General features: G+C 39.3%; 20 protein-coding genes. 16 read left to right on the top strand and 4 right to left on the bottom strand.

Annotated elements, in window-relative coordinates; all coding sequences use genetic code 11:
- The first annotated feature begins 118 nt into the window (after positions 1–118).
- The gene (gene pruA / locus FCJ93_RS04890) at positions 119–1,666 is read left to right on the top strand and encodes an L-glutamate gamma-semialdehyde dehydrogenase (protein ID WP_095309114.1); all 1,548 of its coding nucleotides are present in this window, start codon (positions 119–121) and stop codon (positions 1,664–1,666) included.
- A 242-nt stretch (positions 1,667–1,908) separates the two neighbouring features.
- On the opposite strand, the gene FCJ93_RS04885 is transcribed toward pruA, so the two are convergent.
- Positions 1,909–2,865: a calcium/sodium antiporter gene (locus FCJ93_RS04885; protein ID WP_137743057.1), complete on the bottom strand. Its 957-nt coding sequence runs from the start codon at positions 2,863–2,865 to the stop codon at positions 1,909–1,911.
- 243 nt (positions 2,866–3,108) lie between these two features.
- Here FCJ93_RS04885 and aceA point away from each other — a divergent pair, with 243 nt between their 5' ends.
- The 3 genes from aceA (at position 3,109) to FCJ93_RS04870 (ending at position 6,070) form a co-directional block, all read left to right on the top strand.
- On the top strand, positions 3,109–4,398 hold the full coding sequence (gene aceA / locus FCJ93_RS04880; protein WP_095309110.1) for an isocitrate lyase: 1,290 nt from the start codon (positions 3,109–3,111) through the stop codon (positions 4,396–4,398).
- Positions 4,399–4,751: 353 nt separating this feature from the next.
- Complete coding sequence (locus FCJ93_RS04875) at positions 4,752–5,099, top strand: hypothetical protein (protein WP_170211209.1); 348 nt, start codon at positions 4,752–4,754, stop codon at positions 5,097–5,099.
- 533 nt (positions 5,100–5,632) lie between these two features.
- Positions 5,633–6,070: a YueI family protein gene (locus FCJ93_RS04870; RefSeq protein WP_095309106.1), complete on the top strand. Its 438-nt coding sequence runs from the start codon at positions 5,633–5,635 to the stop codon at positions 6,068–6,070.
- 349 nt (positions 6,071–6,419) lie between these two features.
- Here FCJ93_RS04870 and FCJ93_RS04865 read toward each other — a convergent pair whose 3' ends face one another.
- The gene (locus FCJ93_RS04865) at positions 6,420–6,836 is read right to left on the bottom strand and encodes a MerR family transcriptional regulator (RefSeq protein ID WP_095309093.1); all 417 of its coding nucleotides are present in this window, start codon (positions 6,834–6,836) and stop codon (positions 6,420–6,422) included.
- Between the two features lie 200 nt (positions 6,837–7,036).
- Here FCJ93_RS04865 and FCJ93_RS04860 point away from each other — a divergent pair, with 200 nt between their 5' ends.
- The 6 genes from FCJ93_RS04860 to FCJ93_RS04835 all read left to right on the top strand — a co-directional run bounded on the left by FCJ93_RS04860 (position 7,037) and on the right by FCJ93_RS04835 (position 12,504).
- Positions 7,037–8,077: an NAD(P)-dependent alcohol dehydrogenase gene (locus FCJ93_RS04860; protein WP_137743055.1), complete on the top strand. Its 1,041-nt coding sequence runs from the start codon at positions 7,037–7,039 to the stop codon at positions 8,075–8,077.
- Between the two features lie 222 nt (positions 8,078–8,299).
- Positions 8,300–8,590, top strand: coding sequence for an Asp-tRNA(Asn)/Glu-tRNA(Gln) amidotransferase subunit GatC (gene gatC / locus FCJ93_RS04855; RefSeq protein ID WP_095309089.1), 291 nt, complete (start codon positions 8,300–8,302; stop codon positions 8,588–8,590).
- 14 nt (positions 8,591–8,604) lie between these two features.
- Positions 8,605–10,062: an Asp-tRNA(Asn)/Glu-tRNA(Gln) amidotransferase subunit GatA gene (gene gatA / locus FCJ93_RS04850; protein WP_137743054.1), complete on the top strand. Its 1,458-nt coding sequence runs from the start codon at positions 8,605–8,607 to the stop codon at positions 10,060–10,062.
- Between the two features lie 13 nt (positions 10,063–10,075).
- A complete protein-coding gene (gene gatB, locus FCJ93_RS04845; protein ID WP_095309085.1) occupies positions 10,076–11,503 on the top strand; it encodes an Asp-tRNA(Asn)/Glu-tRNA(Gln) amidotransferase subunit GatB in 1,428 nt (475 codons plus the stop codon).
- 66 nt (positions 11,504–11,569) lie between these two features.
- The gene (locus FCJ93_RS04840; protein ID WP_137743053.1) at positions 11,570–12,103 is read left to right on the top strand and encodes a thioredoxin family protein; all 534 of its coding nucleotides are present in this window, start codon (positions 11,570–11,572) and stop codon (positions 12,101–12,103) included.
- A gap of 77 nt (positions 12,104–12,180) precedes the next feature.
- Positions 12,181–12,504, top strand: coding sequence for a hypothetical protein (locus FCJ93_RS04835; protein ID WP_095309081.1), 324 nt, complete (start codon positions 12,181–12,183; stop codon positions 12,502–12,504).
- A gap of 176 nt (positions 12,505–12,680) precedes the next feature.
- Here FCJ93_RS04835 and plsY read toward each other — a convergent pair whose 3' ends face one another.
- Complete coding sequence (gene plsY / locus FCJ93_RS04830; protein WP_095309080.1) at positions 12,681–13,286, bottom strand: glycerol-3-phosphate 1-O-acyltransferase PlsY; 606 nt, start codon at positions 13,284–13,286, stop codon at positions 12,681–12,683.
- Positions 13,287–13,548: 262 nt separating this feature from the next.
- On the opposite strand from plsY, the gene FCJ93_RS04825 reads away from it, so the two are divergent.
- The 6 genes from FCJ93_RS04825 (at position 13,549) to FCJ93_RS04800 (ending at position 18,709) form a co-directional block, all read left to right on the top strand.
- On the top strand, positions 13,549–14,139 hold the full coding sequence (locus tag FCJ93_RS04825) for an RNA polymerase sigma factor (RefSeq protein ID WP_095309078.1): 591 nt from the start codon (positions 13,549–13,551) through the stop codon (positions 14,137–14,139).
- Positions 14,136–14,585: an anti-sigma factor family protein gene (locus tag FCJ93_RS04820; protein WP_095309076.1), complete on the top strand. Its 450-nt coding sequence runs from the start codon at positions 14,136–14,138 to the stop codon at positions 14,583–14,585. The genes FCJ93_RS04825 and FCJ93_RS04820 overlap by 4 nt, the downstream gene beginning before the upstream one ends.
- Entirely contained in the window at positions 14,585–15,667 is a 1,083-nt protein-coding gene (locus FCJ93_RS04815; RefSeq protein WP_137743052.1) for a hypothetical protein, read from the top strand. The genes FCJ93_RS04820 and FCJ93_RS04815 overlap by 1 nt, the downstream gene beginning before the upstream one ends.
- A complete protein-coding gene (locus FCJ93_RS04810) occupies positions 15,664–16,602 on the top strand; it encodes a LiaF transmembrane domain-containing protein (protein ID WP_095309072.1) in 939 nt (312 codons plus the stop codon). Before FCJ93_RS04815 ends, FCJ93_RS04810 begins: the two co-directional genes overlap by 4 nt.
- Positions 16,603–16,766: 164 nt before the next feature.
- Positions 16,767–17,681 carry a diacylglycerol kinase gene (locus tag FCJ93_RS04805; protein WP_095309070.1) on the top strand — a complete coding sequence of 305 codons (915 nt, stop codon included), beginning with the start codon at positions 16,767–16,769 and terminating at the stop codon, positions 17,679–17,681.
- Positions 17,682–18,145: 464 nt separating this feature from the next.
- Positions 18,146–18,709, top strand: a complete 564-nt coding sequence (locus FCJ93_RS04800) for a tyrosine-type recombinase/integrase (protein ID WP_095309068.1) — start codon at positions 18,146–18,148, stop codon at positions 18,707–18,709.
- 107 nt (positions 18,710–18,816) lie between these two features.
- Here the strand turns inward: FCJ93_RS04800 and FCJ93_RS04795 are convergent, their stop codons facing one another.
- Positions 18,817–19,509, bottom strand: coding sequence for a universal stress protein (locus FCJ93_RS04795; protein ID WP_095309066.1), 693 nt, complete (start codon positions 19,507–19,509; stop codon positions 18,817–18,819).
- Between the last annotated feature and the right edge of the window lie 115 nt (positions 19,510–19,624).

Here is a 19,624-nt window from a genome sequence, read left to right as displayed (position 1 = left end):
AATTTCATAAAGGCTTAGTTTAAAAATACGAACTATTGTGTTTCTTTGCGAAAAGTTCGTTTTCTTTAAGTCTTTTGTGGAATTTTCTTACATAATCAGTACTAAGGAGGCGGTTTGATTGGTACAGGAATATAAGCATGAGCCATTTACAGATTTTTCAGTAGAAAAGGAACGTGAAGGCTATTTACAAGCTTTAAAGACAGTTGAAGGGTATTTAGGAAAGGATTATGATCTCGTCATTGGTGGTGAGCGCATTTCCACTGAGGATAAAATTGTTTCAATTAATCCAGCGAACAAGGCTGAAGTCATTGGGCGTGTTTCGAAGGCTAATAAGGATCTTGCTGAGCAAGCGATGCAGGCGGCTGTGAAAGCGTTTAAAACATGGAAAAAGGCAAAGCCTGAAATGCGTGCAGATGTGTTATTTAAAGCAGCTGCGATCATTCGTCGACGCAAGCATGAATTCTCGGCGCTATTAACAAAAGAAGCTGGAAAACCATGGAGAGAAGCTGATGCTGATACAGCAGAAGCGATTGATTTCCTGGAGTTTTACGCCCGTCAAATGTTAAAGCTAAAGGACGGTGTTCCGGTACAAAGCCGACCAAATGAATATAACCGTTATGATTACATTCCGCTTGGTGTAGGTGTCATTATTTCACCATGGAATTTTCCGTTAGCGATTATGGCTGGAACGACTGTTGCCGCAATTGTTTCAGGAAATACTGTCTTATTAAAACCAGCATCTACAACACCTGTTGTTGCAGCGAAATTTGTAGAAGTGATGGAAGAAGCAGGACTACCTAAAGGGGTTCTGAACTTTGTACCAGGAAGCGGAGCGGAAGTTGGCGATTATTTAGTGGACCATAAAGACACTCGTTTCATCAGCTTCACGGGTTCTCGTGATGTCGGTCTACGAATCTATGAAAGAGCTTCAAAGTTGAATGAAGGTCAAATTTGGCTCAAGCGAGTAATTGCTGAAATGGGTGGAAAAGACACCATTGTCGTGGATAAGGAAGCTGATTTAGAGCTTGCCGCTCAATCGATTGTTGCATCTGCCTTCGGTTTTTCTGGACAAAAATGTTCAGCTTGCTCTCGTGCAGTAATTGTGGAAGATGTGTACGATCAAGTGCTAACTCGTGTTGTCGAATTAACAAACCAACTGACTCAAGGAAACCCGGAAGACCAAAATAATTTTATGGGGCCTGTTATTGACCAAGCAGCTTTTGATAAAATCATGAGCTATATCGAAATCGGAAAAGAAGAAGGTCGCTTAATGACCGGAGGAGAAGGCGATAGCTCTACAGGCTTCTTCGTTAAGCCTACTGTTTTTGCAGATCTTTCTCCAACAGCAAGATTGATGCAGGAAGAAATTTTTGGTCCAGTTGTTGGTTTCACAAAAGCGAAAGACTTTGATGAAGCATTAGAAATTGCTAACAATACAGAATATGGTTTAACGGGAGCTGTCATTACATCAAACCGTGAACATATGGAACAAGCGCGTGAAGACTTCCATGTTGGAAACTTATACTTCAACCGTGGGTGTACAGGTGCAATCGTTGGTTACCAACCATTTGGTGGCTTCAACATGTCTGGAACTGACTCCAAAGCTGGTGGCCCAGACTACTTATTACTTCACATGCAGGCCAAGACAACATCTGAAATGTATTAATAAAAGATAGATAGTTAAACCGCATTCCGAAGTTACGGGAGTGCGGTTTTTTGTTTATAATGATAGCCATGCTGAAAATTTAAATCTATACGCCATTTCAGAGAGAGCCGTGGGGATTGGATTCCGGAAAAATGAAAAATAATTCCGGAATTTCGTGTCTAATTCCGGAAAAATCAGTAACAATTCCGGAAATTTCATGTGCAATTCCGGAAAAAGCAATCATAATGCGATTCCTCATCAAGTTAGTTTCTCATTATGATGAAAACCATATAAGCAACATAGGTTAATGCCATAATCACCCCTTCGATTTTACCAATTCGATAATTAGAGCGGGAAAAGATAAAAAGAAGGATTGTTAAACCGATCATTAAGATAACATCCGTAAACAGCTTTCCATCAACTGGAAGTGGGGAAATTGCGGATGATGCTCCAAGTACGAACAATATGTTAAAGATATTACTTCCGACAATATTACCCAAGGCAATTTCACTAAGCTTTTTATATGAAGCAGTAACAGAGGTAATCAATTCAGGTAAAGATGTGCCGATCGCAACAATGGTCAGTCCGACTAATGTTTCACTCATTCCAAGCGAATAGGCAATGGTTGTACTGCTATCGACGACTATATTGCCGCCCAAAATAATTCCGGCAAGTCCTCCAATCGTAAAGACAATATTTTTGCCCCAAGAGCCTGTTTTTTTGTTAGATTCTTCATGAAGTCCCTGCTCCCTACTATTAAGTGCAATCTCAATAACGTAGTACATGAAAATGGCAAAAAACAATAGCAGGATGAGTCCATCTCCACGTGTGAGAGAATTCGCATCAAAAAATTGGAGAGAAATATCACTAATCATAATAAACAAAGCGACACTCGCTAAAAGTGTGAACGGAATTTCTTTACGGATTGTATCGCTTTCGACCTTTAAAGGATTAAGAAATGCTGAGATTCCAATGACTAAAGTAATATTAAAAATATTGCTCCCGACAACATTTCCAAGGGTTACTCCGGCATTCCCGTTAAGTGCCGCGGTAATACTGACAGCAGCTTCAGGTGAGCTCGTTCCAAAAGAAACGATCGTCAGGCCGATTATCATCGGTGCAATTTTGAGCAGGGCAGCGATATTGGAGGAGCCTTCCACAAAAAAATCAGCTCCTTTTATTAACAGGACAAAGCCGATTATTAGCAAAATATAAACCATCTACATCATCCTTCAATTATCGTTTTATTTATGTTGTCTATTTTTTCCTAATCTAGAAAATTATAATCCCTAAAAGAAACTCTCTTAATCTGATTTATATCCGATTTTTTGTTTAAATTTTCAAAAAAAGGTTACATTTTTATTTTTACTGTTATATAATACAAAATATATAATGTAATACTGTATTATAACAAAATGAGGCAGACAAAAAGGAAGACATTTCAATGTGAGAGGAGAATGGGAATGACAAACGAAAGAGCAGAGCAATTACAAGCAAGTTGGGAGCAAGATCAACGGTGGTTGGGCATCGAAAGGCCTTATTCGGCTGAAGAAGTTATTAAACTAAGAGGCTCAATCGATATTGAACATACGCTTGCTCGCCGTGGAGCTGAGAAGTTGTGGAAGCTTGTAAACACAGAGGATTTTGTCAATGCTCTCGGTGCGTTGACTGGGAACCAAGCGGTGCAGCAAGTAAAAGCCGGACTTAAAGCAATTTATTTAAGTGGCTGGCAAGTGGCAGCAGATGCCAATCTCTCAGGGCATATGTACCCTGATCAAAGCCTGTACCCTGCCAACAGTGTACCAAGTGTTGTAAAGCGGATTAACCAAGCGCTGCAGCGTGCTGACCAAATCCATTATTTAGAAGGCGATCATTCGATCGATTGGTTTGCTCCAATTGTAGCGGATGCTGAAGCAGGCTTTGGAGGACAACTCAATGTGTTCGAGCTTATGAAGGGAATGATTGAAGCGGGAGCAGCAGGCGTTCACTTTGAGGATCAACTTTCCTCCGAGAAAAAATGCGGACATCTTGGTGGGAAGGTACTGCTGCCAACACAAACGGCAGTTAGAAACCTTATTTCTGCACGTCTAGCAGCAGACGTAATGGGTGTACCAACTGTGCTTGTGGCGAGAACAGATGCCAATGCGGCAGATTTAATCACAAGTGATATCGACCCTTATGATCGGGCTTTTATTACCGGAGAACGCACAGCAGAAGGATTTTTCCGTACAAAGGCAGGGCTAGAGCAAGCAATCGCGCGTGGTCTTGCATATGCGCCGTATGCCGATCTAATTTGGTGCGAAACGTCTGAGCCAAATATCGACGAGGCTCGCGCCTTTGCTGAAGCAATTCATAAGGAATATCCAGGCAAGTTGTTGGCCTATAACTGTTCGCCATCTTTCAACTGGAAGGCGAAATTAAGTGATGAAGAAATCGCTAATTTCCAAATTGAGCTAGGAAAAATGGGTTATAAGTTCCAGTTTGTTACATTAGCCGGTTTCCATGCTTTGAACCACAGTATGTTTAAGCTTGCTTTAGGTTATAAAGAACGGGGAATGGCAGCATATTCAGAGCTTCAGCAAGCAGAATTTGCAAGTGAGCACGATGGTTATACAGCAACTCGTCACCAACGGGAAGTTGGCACAGGCTACTTCGACCAAGTGTCGATGGTTGTCACAGGAGGAACATCTTCAACGACTGCCTTAAAAGGCTCAACGGAAGAGGAACAGTTTACAGCAAGTAGTACAAAGTAAGTGTAAAAGTAATGCTGGTAGCAACGTTGCAAAGCAGCCTTGTTACCAGCATTTTTAACGACCGCTAAGCCCCCATTATAGTTGGATAAAGATGAGCGCTAAGAGAAGTCCGTCGATTCATCCCCATAGCAATCATTCGAATTTTCATTGTATTCCTTGAAAAACAAACGTTGTACGGCCATTATTCGAAAAAAGAATGCAGATTATAGTAATTTTACAAACAGAATCATTAACTTTAGGTAAAGAATGCACATAATCTGTTCTCAGGCGGAACCCTTCTATGATAAACTCTTGTTGTCTGAATTTTGCGATTCACGGGGTGCATGAATGAAGAACTTACGGGAGGGTTCTTAGTGAAATATCTATTTAATTTTCTACTTGCAGTGTTTTTGACAGGATGTTCTTATTTTATAGCAAGCCTCATTTTGCAAAAGGGCTTGCCTCTGTGGCAAGCATTAATTATTGGTTTTGTCGTTGTTTCTCTTGGAGCTTTAACGGAAGCAATTGGTAGCCCAATGTGGTTAATTGTGTTCATTCCATTTCCAGTCGGAATGTTTTTACTCTATACATTCTTGAACGTATCCGTCTGGCAATGGTTTTTGACCTATTTATTGACGCTTGTCCTATACACAGTCCTGCATATTCCAATGAGTTACTTCTTTAAGTTTCATTCATTAATTCCTGCATGGAAGTTGTCTTAAAGAAAGGACTAATGAAAAAAGGATTTCATGTTTAACCATGTACCTGTGCCCAGGACCATAAAAAAAAGAGTCTAAGTAACTAGAAGATGATTCCCGTATTGAATAGGGAGTCATCTTTTTATTTAGGCTTTGCTGTCCTCATGAGACCTTCATGCGGAGTTAAACAGAATGGTTGATAAAATGATTTATGGCGTATTTCGTGTGTACAAAATTTTACACGAAATACGCCGTAAATCAAACCGACATATTAAAACTGTTTTCAGGTGGTAGAAAATGTTGCATTGAGTATGAAGTTTTGAGGAAGGAATTCAACAGGGGAAGGTAAAGTACTCTTTTGTTGTTTGATTGAAAACACTCCGTACAGGAAGAGAGGGCAAAAAAGTAAGGTTTGCTGGCAGCCAGAGGGTGTATTCCTTTTTTGTTATGATGAAATTGGGTACACTATAATTATTCAATCAATCGTTTGAACAATGATGAACATTGGCTCTTGTTTATACATAGATCATAATAGCCTAAGGTAAGGAGGGTTTACAATGTCAGGTCCAAATTTGGAGGATTATCTTCAGCAGGGGATTCATGGGCAAAAGGAAATTAATCCGGATGAAAGGAGAAAGTTTTTAGGGACACTTAGGGAAAGAGTCGTTATTGCCCTCACTCAAGCGCAAGTCCGGGAGGAAACCATTTTTTCAGAAGTAGAAGCAGCGATAAAATTAAACCGTACTGCTACATTGTTGCTAAATGGCAATATTGATTATAGACATCTATCCAAATACATGAAAATTTGTACTGATCATGATGTCAAATATACGATTGTGACAAACAAAGAACATAATTCTGATATTGGATTAGTCCTTGCTCATGACTATGCTATCGATAAAGAGGACATTTACGTCACGAAATCAAAGATCACATATGAAGAAAGCAATGATAAGAAAGGTTTCTTTTCGAAGCTTTTTAAGCGGCGCGGATGAACAAGTCTCTAAGACATAGAAAGCAGCGAAAAACGCTCGTATCTAGCTTTTTGTTCCAATGCTAATGCGATTGTGAGAGATTTCCTAATAAGTCGCCAAATTTCACCATTTTCCGAGCAATAAAGTAGTTATAGTTATTGCTCGGAATTTGAACTCATGCCTATAGAGTTTAGGCCTTGGTAAAAAGGGCTTATTTCGTATGATACCTTGGCTTCACACGTCTTTCAGTTATATGTGGAACTTTATCGCTTCATGGAATCGAAGCAAAAATGAGCAAATTATAACAAAAACTTTGGCTTAAAAGTGTTAGAAGGAGCCACTGCCTGCTTTTAAACGCATGTAACTTTCTTTATTTAGTAAGGGAAGCAGCAATATGAACGTTTTTATGAATATCCTCTGTACCGGCATCTAACGCTGTTTTGTAGTATGAACATTTATGTTCGATAACTTCCATTGTTTTTTTCAGTTCCTCCAACTGTGCTTCTACGCAAGCTTTCCTTTCCATAAACATGTCATAACGTTTTTGCAAGGTTGAATCACCTTCTCCACACCAATCAATGAAATGCTTTATTTCCTTAATCGGCATCCCTGTTGACTTTAGACACTCAACAATTTTTAAAGCTTCAATATCAGATTGGTTAAATATACGGGTGCCATTTGCTTTTCGTTCAACAAAAGGGAGCAAACCTTCTTTATCATAATAACGTAGCGTATAAGTGGTGAGGTTCAACTCTTTTGCTACTTCACTAATTGAATAAGTTTTCAATACGTAACCTTCTTTCTCTACATCATATAGACTTTGAGTTAACTCTAATTACATCCATTCAAAATTTCAAGAAATTTGATTAGAAAAATTTAAGTTAAACACTTGACCTAGAGTTAACTATAACGATTAACATAAGGTTGCAAGAGAAAACAAAGTAAACTCATTCGCTTGAAATGTAGCTTTTTAAGGAGGAGTTATTAATGGTAATGGCAAAGGCAAGAGCTGTCGATGGACCGGACAAACCGTTCCGTGCAGCTGAAATTAAGCGACGTGATTTAGATTTGCATGATGTTTTAATTGAAATTAAATATGCCGGAATATGCCATTCTGACATCCATACGGCACATGGAGAATGGGGTCAGGTAAACTATCCACTTGTGCCTGGTCATGAGATTGCAGGAATTGTTACCGATGTAGGGGAAAAAGTGACCAAATATAAGATCGGTGATCGTGTTGGAGTCGGATGTATGGTAGATTCTTGTGGCGAATGTGAAAACTGCCTTAAAGGTGAGGAACAGTATTGCCTGAAAGGAAATATTCAAACCTATGCAGGTGTTGATAAGTATGGCGAACCCACTCAAGGTGGCTATTCTACTCATATTGTCGTACAGGAAAATTTTGTTCTCAAAATTCCCGATAATATTGAGCTTGATGAGGCAGCGCCATTACTTTGCGCAGGGATTACAACCTACTCGCCATTAAATCATTGGAAAGCCGGACCAGGGGAAAAAGTTGCCGTTGTTGGAATGGGTGGTCTTGGACATATGGCTGTGCAAATTGCGCATGCCATGGGGGCTGAGGTGACCGTGTTGTCACAAACATTAAAGAAGAAGGAAGATGGCCTGCAATTGGGAGCAGATCATTATTATGCGACAAGCAATCCAGAAACGTTCGAGAAGTTGAATGGATCGTTTGATTTAATAATTAATACAGTCAGCGCAAAAATTAATTTAGATGCTTATTTGCGTTTGCTTACTCTCGATGGCACTTTAGTAAATGTCGGGGCACCAGCAGAGCCATTGGCTTTAAATGTCTTTAATTTGATTGGCCATCGTCGTTCATTTGCAGGTTCGATGATTGGAGGTATCCGTGAGACTCAAGAAATGCTGGATTTCTGCGCTGAGCATAAAATCGTTCCAAAAATTGAAGTGATTTCGGCAGAACAGATCGATGAAGCTTACAAACGGGTGTTAGCTTCAGATGTAAAATATCGTTTTGTCATTGATACTAGCACAATGTGAAAATGCTCTATTGGGATGTCCTTAAAAATTTAAGTTTTTAGGACATCCTTTTTTGTTATTGTTGAATATGAAAATAGGCAAAAATCTACTCTCTGTTGCTTTATAGCAGTAAATTTTGATATTATCAAGTTATTGTTGACTTACGAAAAATCAATAAAGAATGAAGTTTTTCACAATGAAATGAGGAATGTGAAAAAACTATAAAATATGGAGGTGACGACGATGTCAAGAATATCAGAGGAAGAAGTTCGACATGTAGCCCATTTAGCTAGATTAGCAGTAACAGAAGAAGAAGTGCACCAATTTAAGAAAAGTCTTGATGAGATTATTACATACGCAGAGCTTTTAAATGAAGTAGATACTGAAAATGTGGAGCCAACTTCACATGTATTAGATATGAAAAATGTGATGAGAGAAGACATCCCTTCGAAGGGGCTTCCACAAGAAGAAGTTCTCAAAAATGCACCTGAACATGAAAAGGGCCAAATTAAAGTGCCGTCGATTATTGAGTAAGGAGGGGAAATGGCTTGAGTTTATTTGATCAGAAATTAAGTGTACTTCATGAACAATTGCAGAAAAAGGAAATTTCTGTTTCCGATCTTGTCGATGAATCTTATCGAAGAATCGAACAAGTGGATGATAAAGTGGAAGCATTTTTGACATTGGATGAAGAGAGAGCCCGTTTAAAAGCAAAAGAGCTTGAGCAAAAATTAGGTACGGATGAAGCGAAAGGCCTCCTTTTTGGAATGCCTATCGGGATAAAGGATAATATCGTTACGCGTAATTTACGGACAACTTGTGCGAGTAAGATCCTCGATAATTTTAATCCAATTTATGATGCTACGGTCGTACAAAAGCTGCAAGCGGCTGAATCTATTACAATTGGGAAGCTAAATATGGACGAGTTTGCTATGGGGTCATCAACAGAGAACTCAGGCTTTCAAAAAACAAAAAACCCGTGGAATCTTGAAACGGTGCCAGGCGGATCATCCGGTGGTTCGGCAGCTGCCGTTGCAGCTGGAGAAGTACCATTTTCATTGGGATCTGATACGGGCGGATCGATTCGTCAGCCGGCATCCTTTTGCGGTGTTGTGGGACTGAAACCAACCTATGGACGAGTGTCCCGTTTTGGTCTTGTTGCGTTTGCTTCATCATTAGACCAAATTGGACCTGTAACAAGAACGGTAGAGGACAATGCCTATTTGCTCCAAGCTATCGCAGGGCTTGATCCGATGGATTCCACTTCTGTGAATGTCGATGTCCCTAATTTTGTGCAATCTTTAACAGGTGATGTAAAGGGGCTTAAAATAGCTGTACCAAAAGAGTATATTGGTGAAGGAGTAAAAGAAGAGGTCAAACAATCTGTGTTAGATGCTCTCAAAATACTTGAAAAATTAGGAGCAACATGGGAGGAAGTGTCGCTGCCGCATTCTAAGTATGCGTTAGCAACCTATTATTTACTATCTTCATCAGAGGCATCCGCAAACCTTGCTCGCTTCGATGGAGTGAGATATGGATATCGTTCCCCCAATGCAGACACATTGATGAATTTATATAAAAATACGCGGGCAGAAGGCTTTGGGGATGAGGTTAAGAGACGGATTATGCTAGGTACCTTTGCTTTAAGCTCCGGCTACTATGACGCTTATTATAAAAAGGCACAAAAAGTACGTACTCTTATTAAACAAGACTTTGAAAATATTTTTGAAAAATACGATGTTATTATTGGCCCAACAACGCCGACTCCTGCTTTCAAAATGGGGGAAAATACGGCTGATCCCATGACGATGTATCGAAATGATATTTTAACAATCCCAGTAAACCTTGCAGGCGTTCCAGGAATTTCTGTTCCATGTGGATTTAGCAATGGCCTTCCACTTGGATTGCAAATTATCGGAAAGCATTTTGATGAGAGCACTGTTTATCGGGTCGCGCATGCATTTGAACAGGCAACAGATTTTCATAAACAAAAACCACAATTGTAAGGGGTGAGAATAAGTGAAATTCGAAACGGTGATCGGACTTGAAGTCCATGTTGAATTAAAAACAGAATCAAAAATCTTTTCCTCCAGCCCCAATCATTTTGGAGCAGCACCAAATACAAATACAAGCGTTATCGATTTAGGTTATCCAGGTGTACTACCGGTTTTAAATAAAAAGGTCGTTGATTATGGCATGAAGGCAGCAATGGCTCTTAATTGTGAAATTGCCACGGAGACAAAATTTGATCGTAAAAACTATTTTTATCCTGATAATCCGAAGGCGTACCAAATCTCTCAATTTGATAAGCCGATTGGTGAGCATGGCTGGATCGAGATTGAAGTGGATGGCTACAAAAAGAAAATCGGGATTACTCGCATTCATTTAGAAGAGGACGCAGGTAAGCTTAACCATGAGCAAGGTTATTCCCTCTGTGATTACAACAGGCAGGGGACGCCGTTAATTGAAATCGTATCAGAGCCAGATATCCGCACGCCAAATGAAGCCTATGCATATTTGGAAAAACTGAAATCGATAATTCAATACACAGGTGTATCTGATTGTAAAATGGAAGAGGGCTCATTACGCTGTGACGCGAACATCTCGATTCGACCAGTCGGCCAGGAAGAGTTCGGTACGAAAACGGAATTGAAAAACTTAAACTCATTTAACTTTGTCCGTAAAGGCCTGGAATACGAAGAAAAGCGTCAAGAGGAAGTCATTCTTGCAGGTGGCAAAATTGAACAAGAAACACGCCGCTTTGATGAAGCGACAGGAAAGACTGTGCTCATGCGCGTTAAAGAGGGCTCTGATGACTATCGTTACTTCCCGGAGCCTGATTTATTAGATTTGTATATTGATGAAGAATGGAAAGCAAGGGTTCGCGCAGAGATTCCTGAACTTCCGGATGCACGGAAAAAACGCTATGTAGAAGAATTGGGACTACCGCCATATGATGCGGGTGTCCTTACAATGACAAAGGAAATGGCAGATCTGTTTGAAGCGACTGTCGCAGCCGGAGCTGATGCGAAACAGGCCTCGAACTGGTTGATGGGTGAGCTTTCAGCTTACTTGAATGCGGAACAAAAAGAATTAGCAGATATTGCCCTTACGGCGGAAGGGTTAGCGGGCATGATTAAACTCATTGAGAACGGAACAATCTCCTCGAAGATTGCGAAAACGGTTTTTAAAGAATTAATCGAAAACGGCGGCGATCCTGAACAAATTGTTAAGGACAAAGGGCTTGTTCAAATTTCCGATGAGGGTGAGCTTCTAAAGGTCGTAACCGAAGTATTGGATAAGAATCCACAATCGATTGAAGATTTTAAAAATGGCAAGAACAAAGCAATTGGATTTCTTGTTGGCCAATTGATGAAAGCGACAAAAGGTCAAGCCAACCCGCAGATCGTTAATAAACTTTTACAACAGGAAATTCAAAAGCGTTAAATTATTAGTAAGTAGGGCTGGTAGGCTATAATAGGCTTACCAGCTTTTTATATGGAGGGAATCGAAATGACTTTACTTGAATGGTTTGATAAAGGGTTCACATATGATGAGTACAAAGAACAAATGAAGGTCAATCTTGCTGAAATGAATTCCGTTTACGAACAATTTGCCCTAAATGAGTCGGCTAGAGCGGAATTACAAGCGTTAAAAGACGTTGCTTCAAAAGCGATCGTCTTGACTGAGGATTGGTGCGGAGATGCATTAATGAACAATCCCATTTTAATGAAAATCGCTAAGGAGCTGGAAATAGAGGTTCACTTTGTGTTACGAGACAGCAATCTTGAACTGATGGATCAATATTTGACCAATGGAACAGCACGCTCAATCCCGATATTTATTTTTATTGATGATAAGGGTAATGAAAAGGCTGTTTGGGGCCCAAGAGCACCTGAAGCACAAAGCTTTGTCGACGATCTTCGCGAGAAATTGCCTTCTAAAGATGCAGTTGATTTCCAAGAAAGACAAAAAGAAATGTACAAGCAAATCAAACAAACCTACTTAGCAGATCAAGAGCTTTGGCACGCAGTGCGACCAGCATGATTGAAAAACTGAAAAGCAACAGATAACAAAAATCCATAGAAGCAAGCTCGACGGATTATACGAGCTGAGTAGTTAAAGTGAGCTTTTTTAAAAGGCCTATTCGTCTGGAACAAGCAAGAAATTGCGGTGATGAGTCCGAATCACAGGTTCATTTGAACGTAACGAGCATCAGCTATTGGGTGAAAGTCCGAATCACAGGTCTATTAGACGTGCCCGAGCATCAATTAGCGGGATTAAGTTCGAATAGAAGACTGATTAGACCAGCCGGGCAGCAAACCATCGGGAATAAGTTCGAATCCAAGCTTGATTCGACTAAAACGAAGGAAACAAGTAAGCGTGACTCAGCAGGTGGTTCAGTTAAACAATGGTGTGAGCGCCATTTTCAAGCATCTTGCCTTTAAGAGGGAAAAGGGTGCGTATATGAGCACTATCAACATCCACATCAGTTATAATGACAATGAAAAGCCGATGAGATTTTACGACGCGTAAAATTCCACCGGCTTTGATTGTTTCGGAATGAATTCTTATTTTACTGTTACAACGCTGTTTATAAATTGACAATGTTTTTACAAGGAGTCTATTTCTTTATGCGATCGTCTTTAACCTTTTTGTCATTGATTTTTGGCTCTTTATGGGCGATGAAATTGCGAATGTTCGATCGGTGCAGGAAAAGCAAAAATACTATAAATAAGAAAAAGATAAGTTCATATCCCATTCCTGGTTGAAAGAAGGAATAGATCAATAGAGCAACACCAACGGATATTGAGCCAAGAAAGACATATTTTGTGATGAAGATGACTCCAAAAAAGGTGACATAGGCAATTAAGAGCATCCATGGATTGACGACAAGCAAGGTGCCAGCAGTTGTGGCAATCGCTTTTCCGCCTCGAAAGTGGGCGAAGATCGGAAAACAGTGTCCGACGACAGCAATTAATCCGAGCGTAAGTGGCTCCATATCTAAATGAAATAGAAGCGGGAGTGCTGCGGCTAAAGCTCCTTTTCCAATATCGACAATTAAGACAATGAGACCAGCACGTTTTCCCAACACCCTAATCGTGTTTGTTGCTCCAGGATTATTGCTCCCATGCTCACGAATGTCTATTTTGAAAAACAGCTTTCCAACAATTAATGCTGTTGGAATCGAACCGATCAAATAGGCCGCAAGCAAGAAAATAACGTTCATAATACACCCCCAGTTTTATAGTTATAGTGTTTCCAATAATAATTGATAGCGTGCATTTCACGCTCTGTAGTTAAAATATAGGAGATGCCGATCGAAAAAGCACAGCATAAAAAGCTGTACATAAATCTTACCATATCTTGAGAGTCTTTTATGAGATAATTATTTCATTCTATATGGTTTAGAAAACGATGTTTGGCTCATTTTAACAACAATTCTATTTAATAAAGCCTTTTTAAAAATAGTGTAGGGGTTCTATCAACGGATGTCGTCTATTTGTTTAGAAGCTGCTCGAAAGGGGGAGAGAGAGATTGACGATCAGGTTCTAATTAAGAAAATATTAAGCGGCAATGATCATGCATTCAGGCTACTTGTTGAAAAGTACCGGACGGAGTTGTTTAAAACAGTTTATGCGGTGCTGCGGAATCAAAAGGATGCTGAAGATGCTACTCAAGAAGTGTTTATAAAGATCTACCATTCTCTCCCCCAATATGAGAATCAGGGCTTTAAAACATGGATGAAAAGAATTGCTGTCAATCATTCGATTGATCTAAAACGAAAAAAAGCAAGAAAGCCAGAAGAAATGGTCGAATCGCTTGAATATGACTCTCTCGCAACAACTCGTGATCGGATTGAGGAGGAAGTCATTAATAAAGAAAGACGAGAATTAGTACGAAAGAGGCTGGGAGAGCTTCCGGAAAACTATCGGGAAGTGATCTACGATTTTTATATCGCTGAAAAAAGCTATCAGCAAATCGCAGAAGAACAGCAAGTCCAAGTGAAGACGATTGAAACAAAGTTATATCGGGCACGTCTCTGGATGAAAAAGCATTGGAAGGAGGACGATTTTTCATGACCCATATTTCATATGACGAGTGGAAACGATACGTGGAAAATGAATTAAATGAAAGAGACCGAGAAAGGTATGAAGATCATTTATACACCTGTGACCAATGTTTGGAGCTTTATCTTGAGGCAGTAACAGAACTCGAACCGACATTACCTGTTTTGTCGAATACGGATGATTTTACGAATGCTATCATGGCTCAAGTGATCGAGTCAAAGGAAAAGGAGATTGATAAAAAAGTTCCTTTTTATCAAAAGACCTTATTCCATTATACAATTGCAGCTGCGATGACACTGTTATTCATGGCTTCGGGCATCTTTCAATCAATTACGAATTATGTTGATGCAGTAGAAGGTTCAGAGCTCAAGCAAAGTACGCCTTCTGTAACAGAAGAGCTTGTCAATAAAACATTTGCGTGGATGGATCAACTGAAAAATAAGGGGGCGGACAATTAATGAAAAACCCGATTTTGGCGTTTTTACTATCTTTTTTTCCAGGTGGCGGTTTGCTGTACTTAAGGCAAACTGTTCGGGGATTAGCTTATATGTTTGGAGAATTTGCGTTAATTTTTTTGTTCATTGTCCTCATGTCAGCATTGGAAGAGGGATTGGCGATCATTATTTTTATCTTGGGCGTGATCCTCTATATAGTCAATATTATTGATACTGCCATAACGGCGCCGAAAACAGTTTATAAAGCAGGATTCATGCAAACAGAGGGTCAGCAGCCATCAAAAGTGCAAACGAATGAACAGGAGCGTTTTTTTACGATTGTCCTCTCTTTCATTCCTGGGGTTGGGCATTTTCAATTGGGATTGATGAATCGTGGCATGACGCTGTTAACAGCATTTTTAGGAACCATTATCATGGTGATTTTTGTGACGGTATTGTCGTCAAGAATGGAGTTTCTTCTCTTCTTAGCATTGCTCCCGGTTATTTGGGTGTACGGTTTTTTTGATACGATGCAGCAATTGAACAAAAAGCAATTAGGAGAAGAACTTGTTGACCGTTCTATTTTAGAAGATTTAGAAATGAAAAGAGAGGTCGGGAAAAAGAGCAAATCAATTGCGACGTTTCTCTCCATTTTCCCGGGTGCGGGTCATTTATACCTTGGTTTACAAAAGCGCGGGATTCAGCTAATGGCAGCATTTCTTTTTTCCATTTATATTTTAGATGTTTTAAGATTAGGGATATTCTTATTTCTCATCCCAATTATTTGGTTTTACAGTTTCTTTGACGGCTTACAAAAAGCATCAAGATATGGTAGGGAAGAGTTGGAGGATGTTCCGATTATCTCCCATTTTATTAATCATCAAAAATGGGTTGGAATTGGACTCGTTTTATTAGGTTTGTACTATTTAACAAGCAATATTGTACTGCCGGCTTTCTCTCCAATGATTAGTGAATTGATCAATATTGATGTACGTTATTGGTTCGATCGCTATTTTCAAACAGGAATCGTTTGTGTTCTTATGATTGGCGGCGGAATCAAACTATTAATGGGAAGTAAACGAAAGAAAGAAGGTAAGGCAGAATGATGGAGGAGAAACAGATTAGAACATGGCGAGTCGGGACGATTTCAATGGGAGCTTCTCTACTTTTTCTAGGAATTTTCCTTCTTCTCTCACAGTTTTTCGATTTGAGCATGATGAGCATTATGATTTCGTGGTGGCCAATTATTCTCATTATTTTAGGGATTGAAATCCTTCTTTATCTTTTTGTTTCAAGAAAAGAAAAGCCGTTCTTAAAATATGATTTCTTAAGTATTTTCTTTGTTGGAATGATAGGAACAATCGGAATTGCATTTGCGATTGTAAGTTCACTGGGGATTACGAATGCTGTCGGAGAATTGATGACCCGTGAGGAACGAACAGTAGAGCTTCCGCCATTTTCTCAAACGATTGATCAGAATATAAAAAGGATTGTGTTAAAGACGGAACATGAGATTGCTATAGAAGGAACGAATAGTCAAGAAATATCAATGTTTGGGACATATACAGCAACCTTTCCAACTGGAGAAAAGAAACTTCTATCGAAAGTGGAAGATTATATGTCCATCAACACAAAGGGGGATACATTATACCTCGAAATGAAAAATTTACCAAACGGAAATGGACCGTTTTACCACTACTATGGCAATATGGAAGTGACAATATTAGTGCCTAAGGATGTTAAATTTGAAATAACGGGGCAAAATAATCGTATCACTTTAAAACCGCGGGAGCTTAGCAATAATTGGTTAATCGAAAATGCCGGAGAGGTTTCACTGCTCATTCAGGAAAATAGCGATGTTGAAATCTCTGCCCAACAAGTTCAAGACTTACTCAGTGAGACTAGCGAGTGGACGGTAACTTCAAAACCGGAATTTGATGGCGATTTAAACCAAAATGGTAGGATGAAAATAGGCGCAGGTACACATAGTATTGATATAAAAAGAGCCTATCAGGTAAATGTGTCAACGGTGAGTCCTTAAAGTAGATATTCTCAGTTTAGGCTGGGAATTCTCTTTTTTATGAAGAAAGAAAAAGGTCTATAAGTGGAAGTCAGACTTCTTTTGCGATATGATAGGTATGGAATTATTTACTAATGTAAAAAGCACTTGGAGCGATTTAAATATTATGTTTAGGATGGATAGATATGAAACGAGCAAGAGTTATTTATAATCCAACTTCAGGCCGTGAAGCATTCAAAAAGCATTTGCCTGAAGTTCTACAAAAACTAGAGAAGGCAGGTTATGAGACTTCATGTCATGCAACAACTGGTGCTGGTGATGCTACTACAGCAGCAAGAGTTGCGGTTGAGCGTAAGCATGATCTTGTTGTCGCGGTTGGAGGAGATGGGACGATCAACGAGGTCGTCAACGGTTTAGCTGAACAAAAATACATCCCGAAGCTTGGAATTATTCCTGCTGGCACAACGAACGACTTTGCCAGGGCATTGCATATTCCGCGAGATATTGATGCGGCAACAGAGATCATTGTTAAGGGTGACACAATCCCGGTTGATCTCGGTCGGATGAATGATAAATATTTTATCAATATAAGTGGCGGTGGTCGTATTACAGAGCTTACTTATGAGGTGCCAAGTAAGCTTAAGACGATGCTCGGACAACTAGCTTATTATTTGAAAGGGATTGAGATGCTCCCTTCCTTCAAAGCGACGGAAGTTCGAATCGAGTATGATGGAAAACTGTTCGAAGGAGAGGTCATGCTATTTTTAGTCGGCCTCACAAACTCAGTGGGTGGCTTCGAGAAGCTCGCACCGAATTCCTCGATTAATGATGGTTTATTTTCACTTCTCATTTTGAAAAAAACTAATCTAGCTGACTTTATCCGTGTCGCCACCCTTGCTCTTCGCGGTGAACATATTCATGATCCATCTGTTATTTATACACAGGCAAACCGCATTAAAGTCCATTCTGATGATAAAGTTCAACTGAACTTAGATGGGGAATTCGGAGGAATACTTCCGGCAGAATTCGTCAATTTATACCGTCACCTAGAGGTATTCGTTCCGATTGATCAAATACGGGATGAAGACCGGCCAGATTAGAAGGATTGCCAAATAAAACACTTGACAGTAGGAGAAAAAAACGGTTCGTTTTTCTCTTGATGAGTCCTCTGAGGATGCGGTTGGTGAATGCTGCAATTTTCGAACTAAGACATGTCGTTTATTAATAACCCGCAGTAAAAATACATGGAAAAATTGATTGCCCTTGATGTGACAGAACACTTTCTATTTCGATTTTGTGTCGAGCTGTAGATGGTGGCTTTCTTCTCACATTCAAGGGCTTTTTTGCCCCCGCTTTTATTTCCTCAGAATTTCAATAAATCCCGCATCTAAATTCAATCAACCGGAAAATCCTCGCAATTCTATGCAAAGGTTGAACTTTTAAAGATGAACATTACTGTTTTCGGTTTTCAAAAGGTTTCTAGTGAAAAGGGATACTAAGGAATTGTCATGTAACTTAGTATATGTTAGGATATAATTATGTAACATAAGCGGAGGGCGATTCTGTGGAGTACGTCGAGCCAATCAGGGATATCGAAAAAATTAATGCGATTAAACGTATTTTAAAAAAGAGTTCTCAAAGGGATTTGCTATTGTTTATTTTTGGAATTAATACAGGAATAAGAGTAAGTGAACTGCTTTCATTAAGGATCACAGATGTATGGGATGGAGAGAAGGTTAAGGAGTTCCTTTATTTAAAGGATTCAAATGGAGAGGAAGAACGGGCGTTTTATCTCAACGATCGTGTAAAGTGGGCATTGAGTATTTACTTTAGCCAATATGATTTTAAAGAAACAGATTATTTATTTAAATCAAAGAAAAATGACAAGCCCATTTCTCGTCAGCAAGCGTATCGAATCATCAATGCCGCCGCAAAGGAAGTTGGAATTAAAGGGAAAATTGGGATGCATACCTTAAGAAAGACGTTCGGCTATCATGCTTATCGGAAAGGTATTGCCATATCGATTTTAATGAAAATTTACAGCCATCAATCTGCGTCAGAAACTTTAAGGTATTTGGGAATTGATAAAAATGAAAAAAGGCTGATAAAGGTAGATGTGAATTTATAAATGATTCATTTTTATAGAGGAAAGTCTCGCCATTTATAAAATCTAAGTCCCATTTTTTAAAAAAGAGTTTGATAAAGAAAACCCTCCATTTAATTGGAGGGCTAACATTACAAATAGTCGTCTTCATCCTCTATTGTAGTATCCATTTCAACATTTGTTAAGCTTTTAACAATGTTCTCATCTACATGAACCTGCAATGTCTCTGTTCCTTTTATGAACTTGAAGATGCCATTATTAAAATCTGTTCCAAGTTCCTTGAAGAAGATACCTTCATATTCTACATCCTTAGTATGCTTAAAGATGATTCGATAATGGTCATCTTCCTTGATTAAGTAAGCGCGAATTCCTTTATCATAATGTTTATCCGGATTTTTTAAATAGCGGGCAACAGAAATGATATGCAGATCTACAAACGGGATCTCTCGAAGTAAGGAGTTGATAATGGATCCTTTTGCAATCTGTTCCCAACGGCTCTGAGCTGTTTGACCGATAATGATTTGAGTAACATGTTTTTCTCGAGCAACTTCTGCTATCACTTGGTGAACAGGTCTCTTTTCATTGTCTTTCAAAATAAAAGCTTCTGCACTATGCTGTTCAGCTAATTCTTTCCATCTAGTAATATAATTTGTTTTTTCTGCGTCTAAATCATCAAAACGTTTCGGGTCAACCGTAAGAATATATAAGGGGCAATTAAGCATATTGGCTATTTTGCAGCCACGCTGAATGAGACGTTCACCATTCGGACCATAATAAACACAGACAAGGATGCTTTCATCCATCCGCTCTTTCATTGTTTTCATTATTGATTCACCTCAAATAAAAATGGGTATTCATTGGTTAATTTTTTGTTCCATTTTATAAACTATGTATGACTATAACCCATGCCACATTTTCAGTCAATGGATTTTCGAACTT

The organism is Robertmurraya siralis (assembly GCF_005502275.1).
Lineage (GTDB): Bacteria > Bacillota > Bacilli > Bacillales > Cytobacillaceae > Robertmurraya > Robertmurraya siralis.
This window is presented reverse-complemented; position numbering and strand designations above follow the sequence as displayed.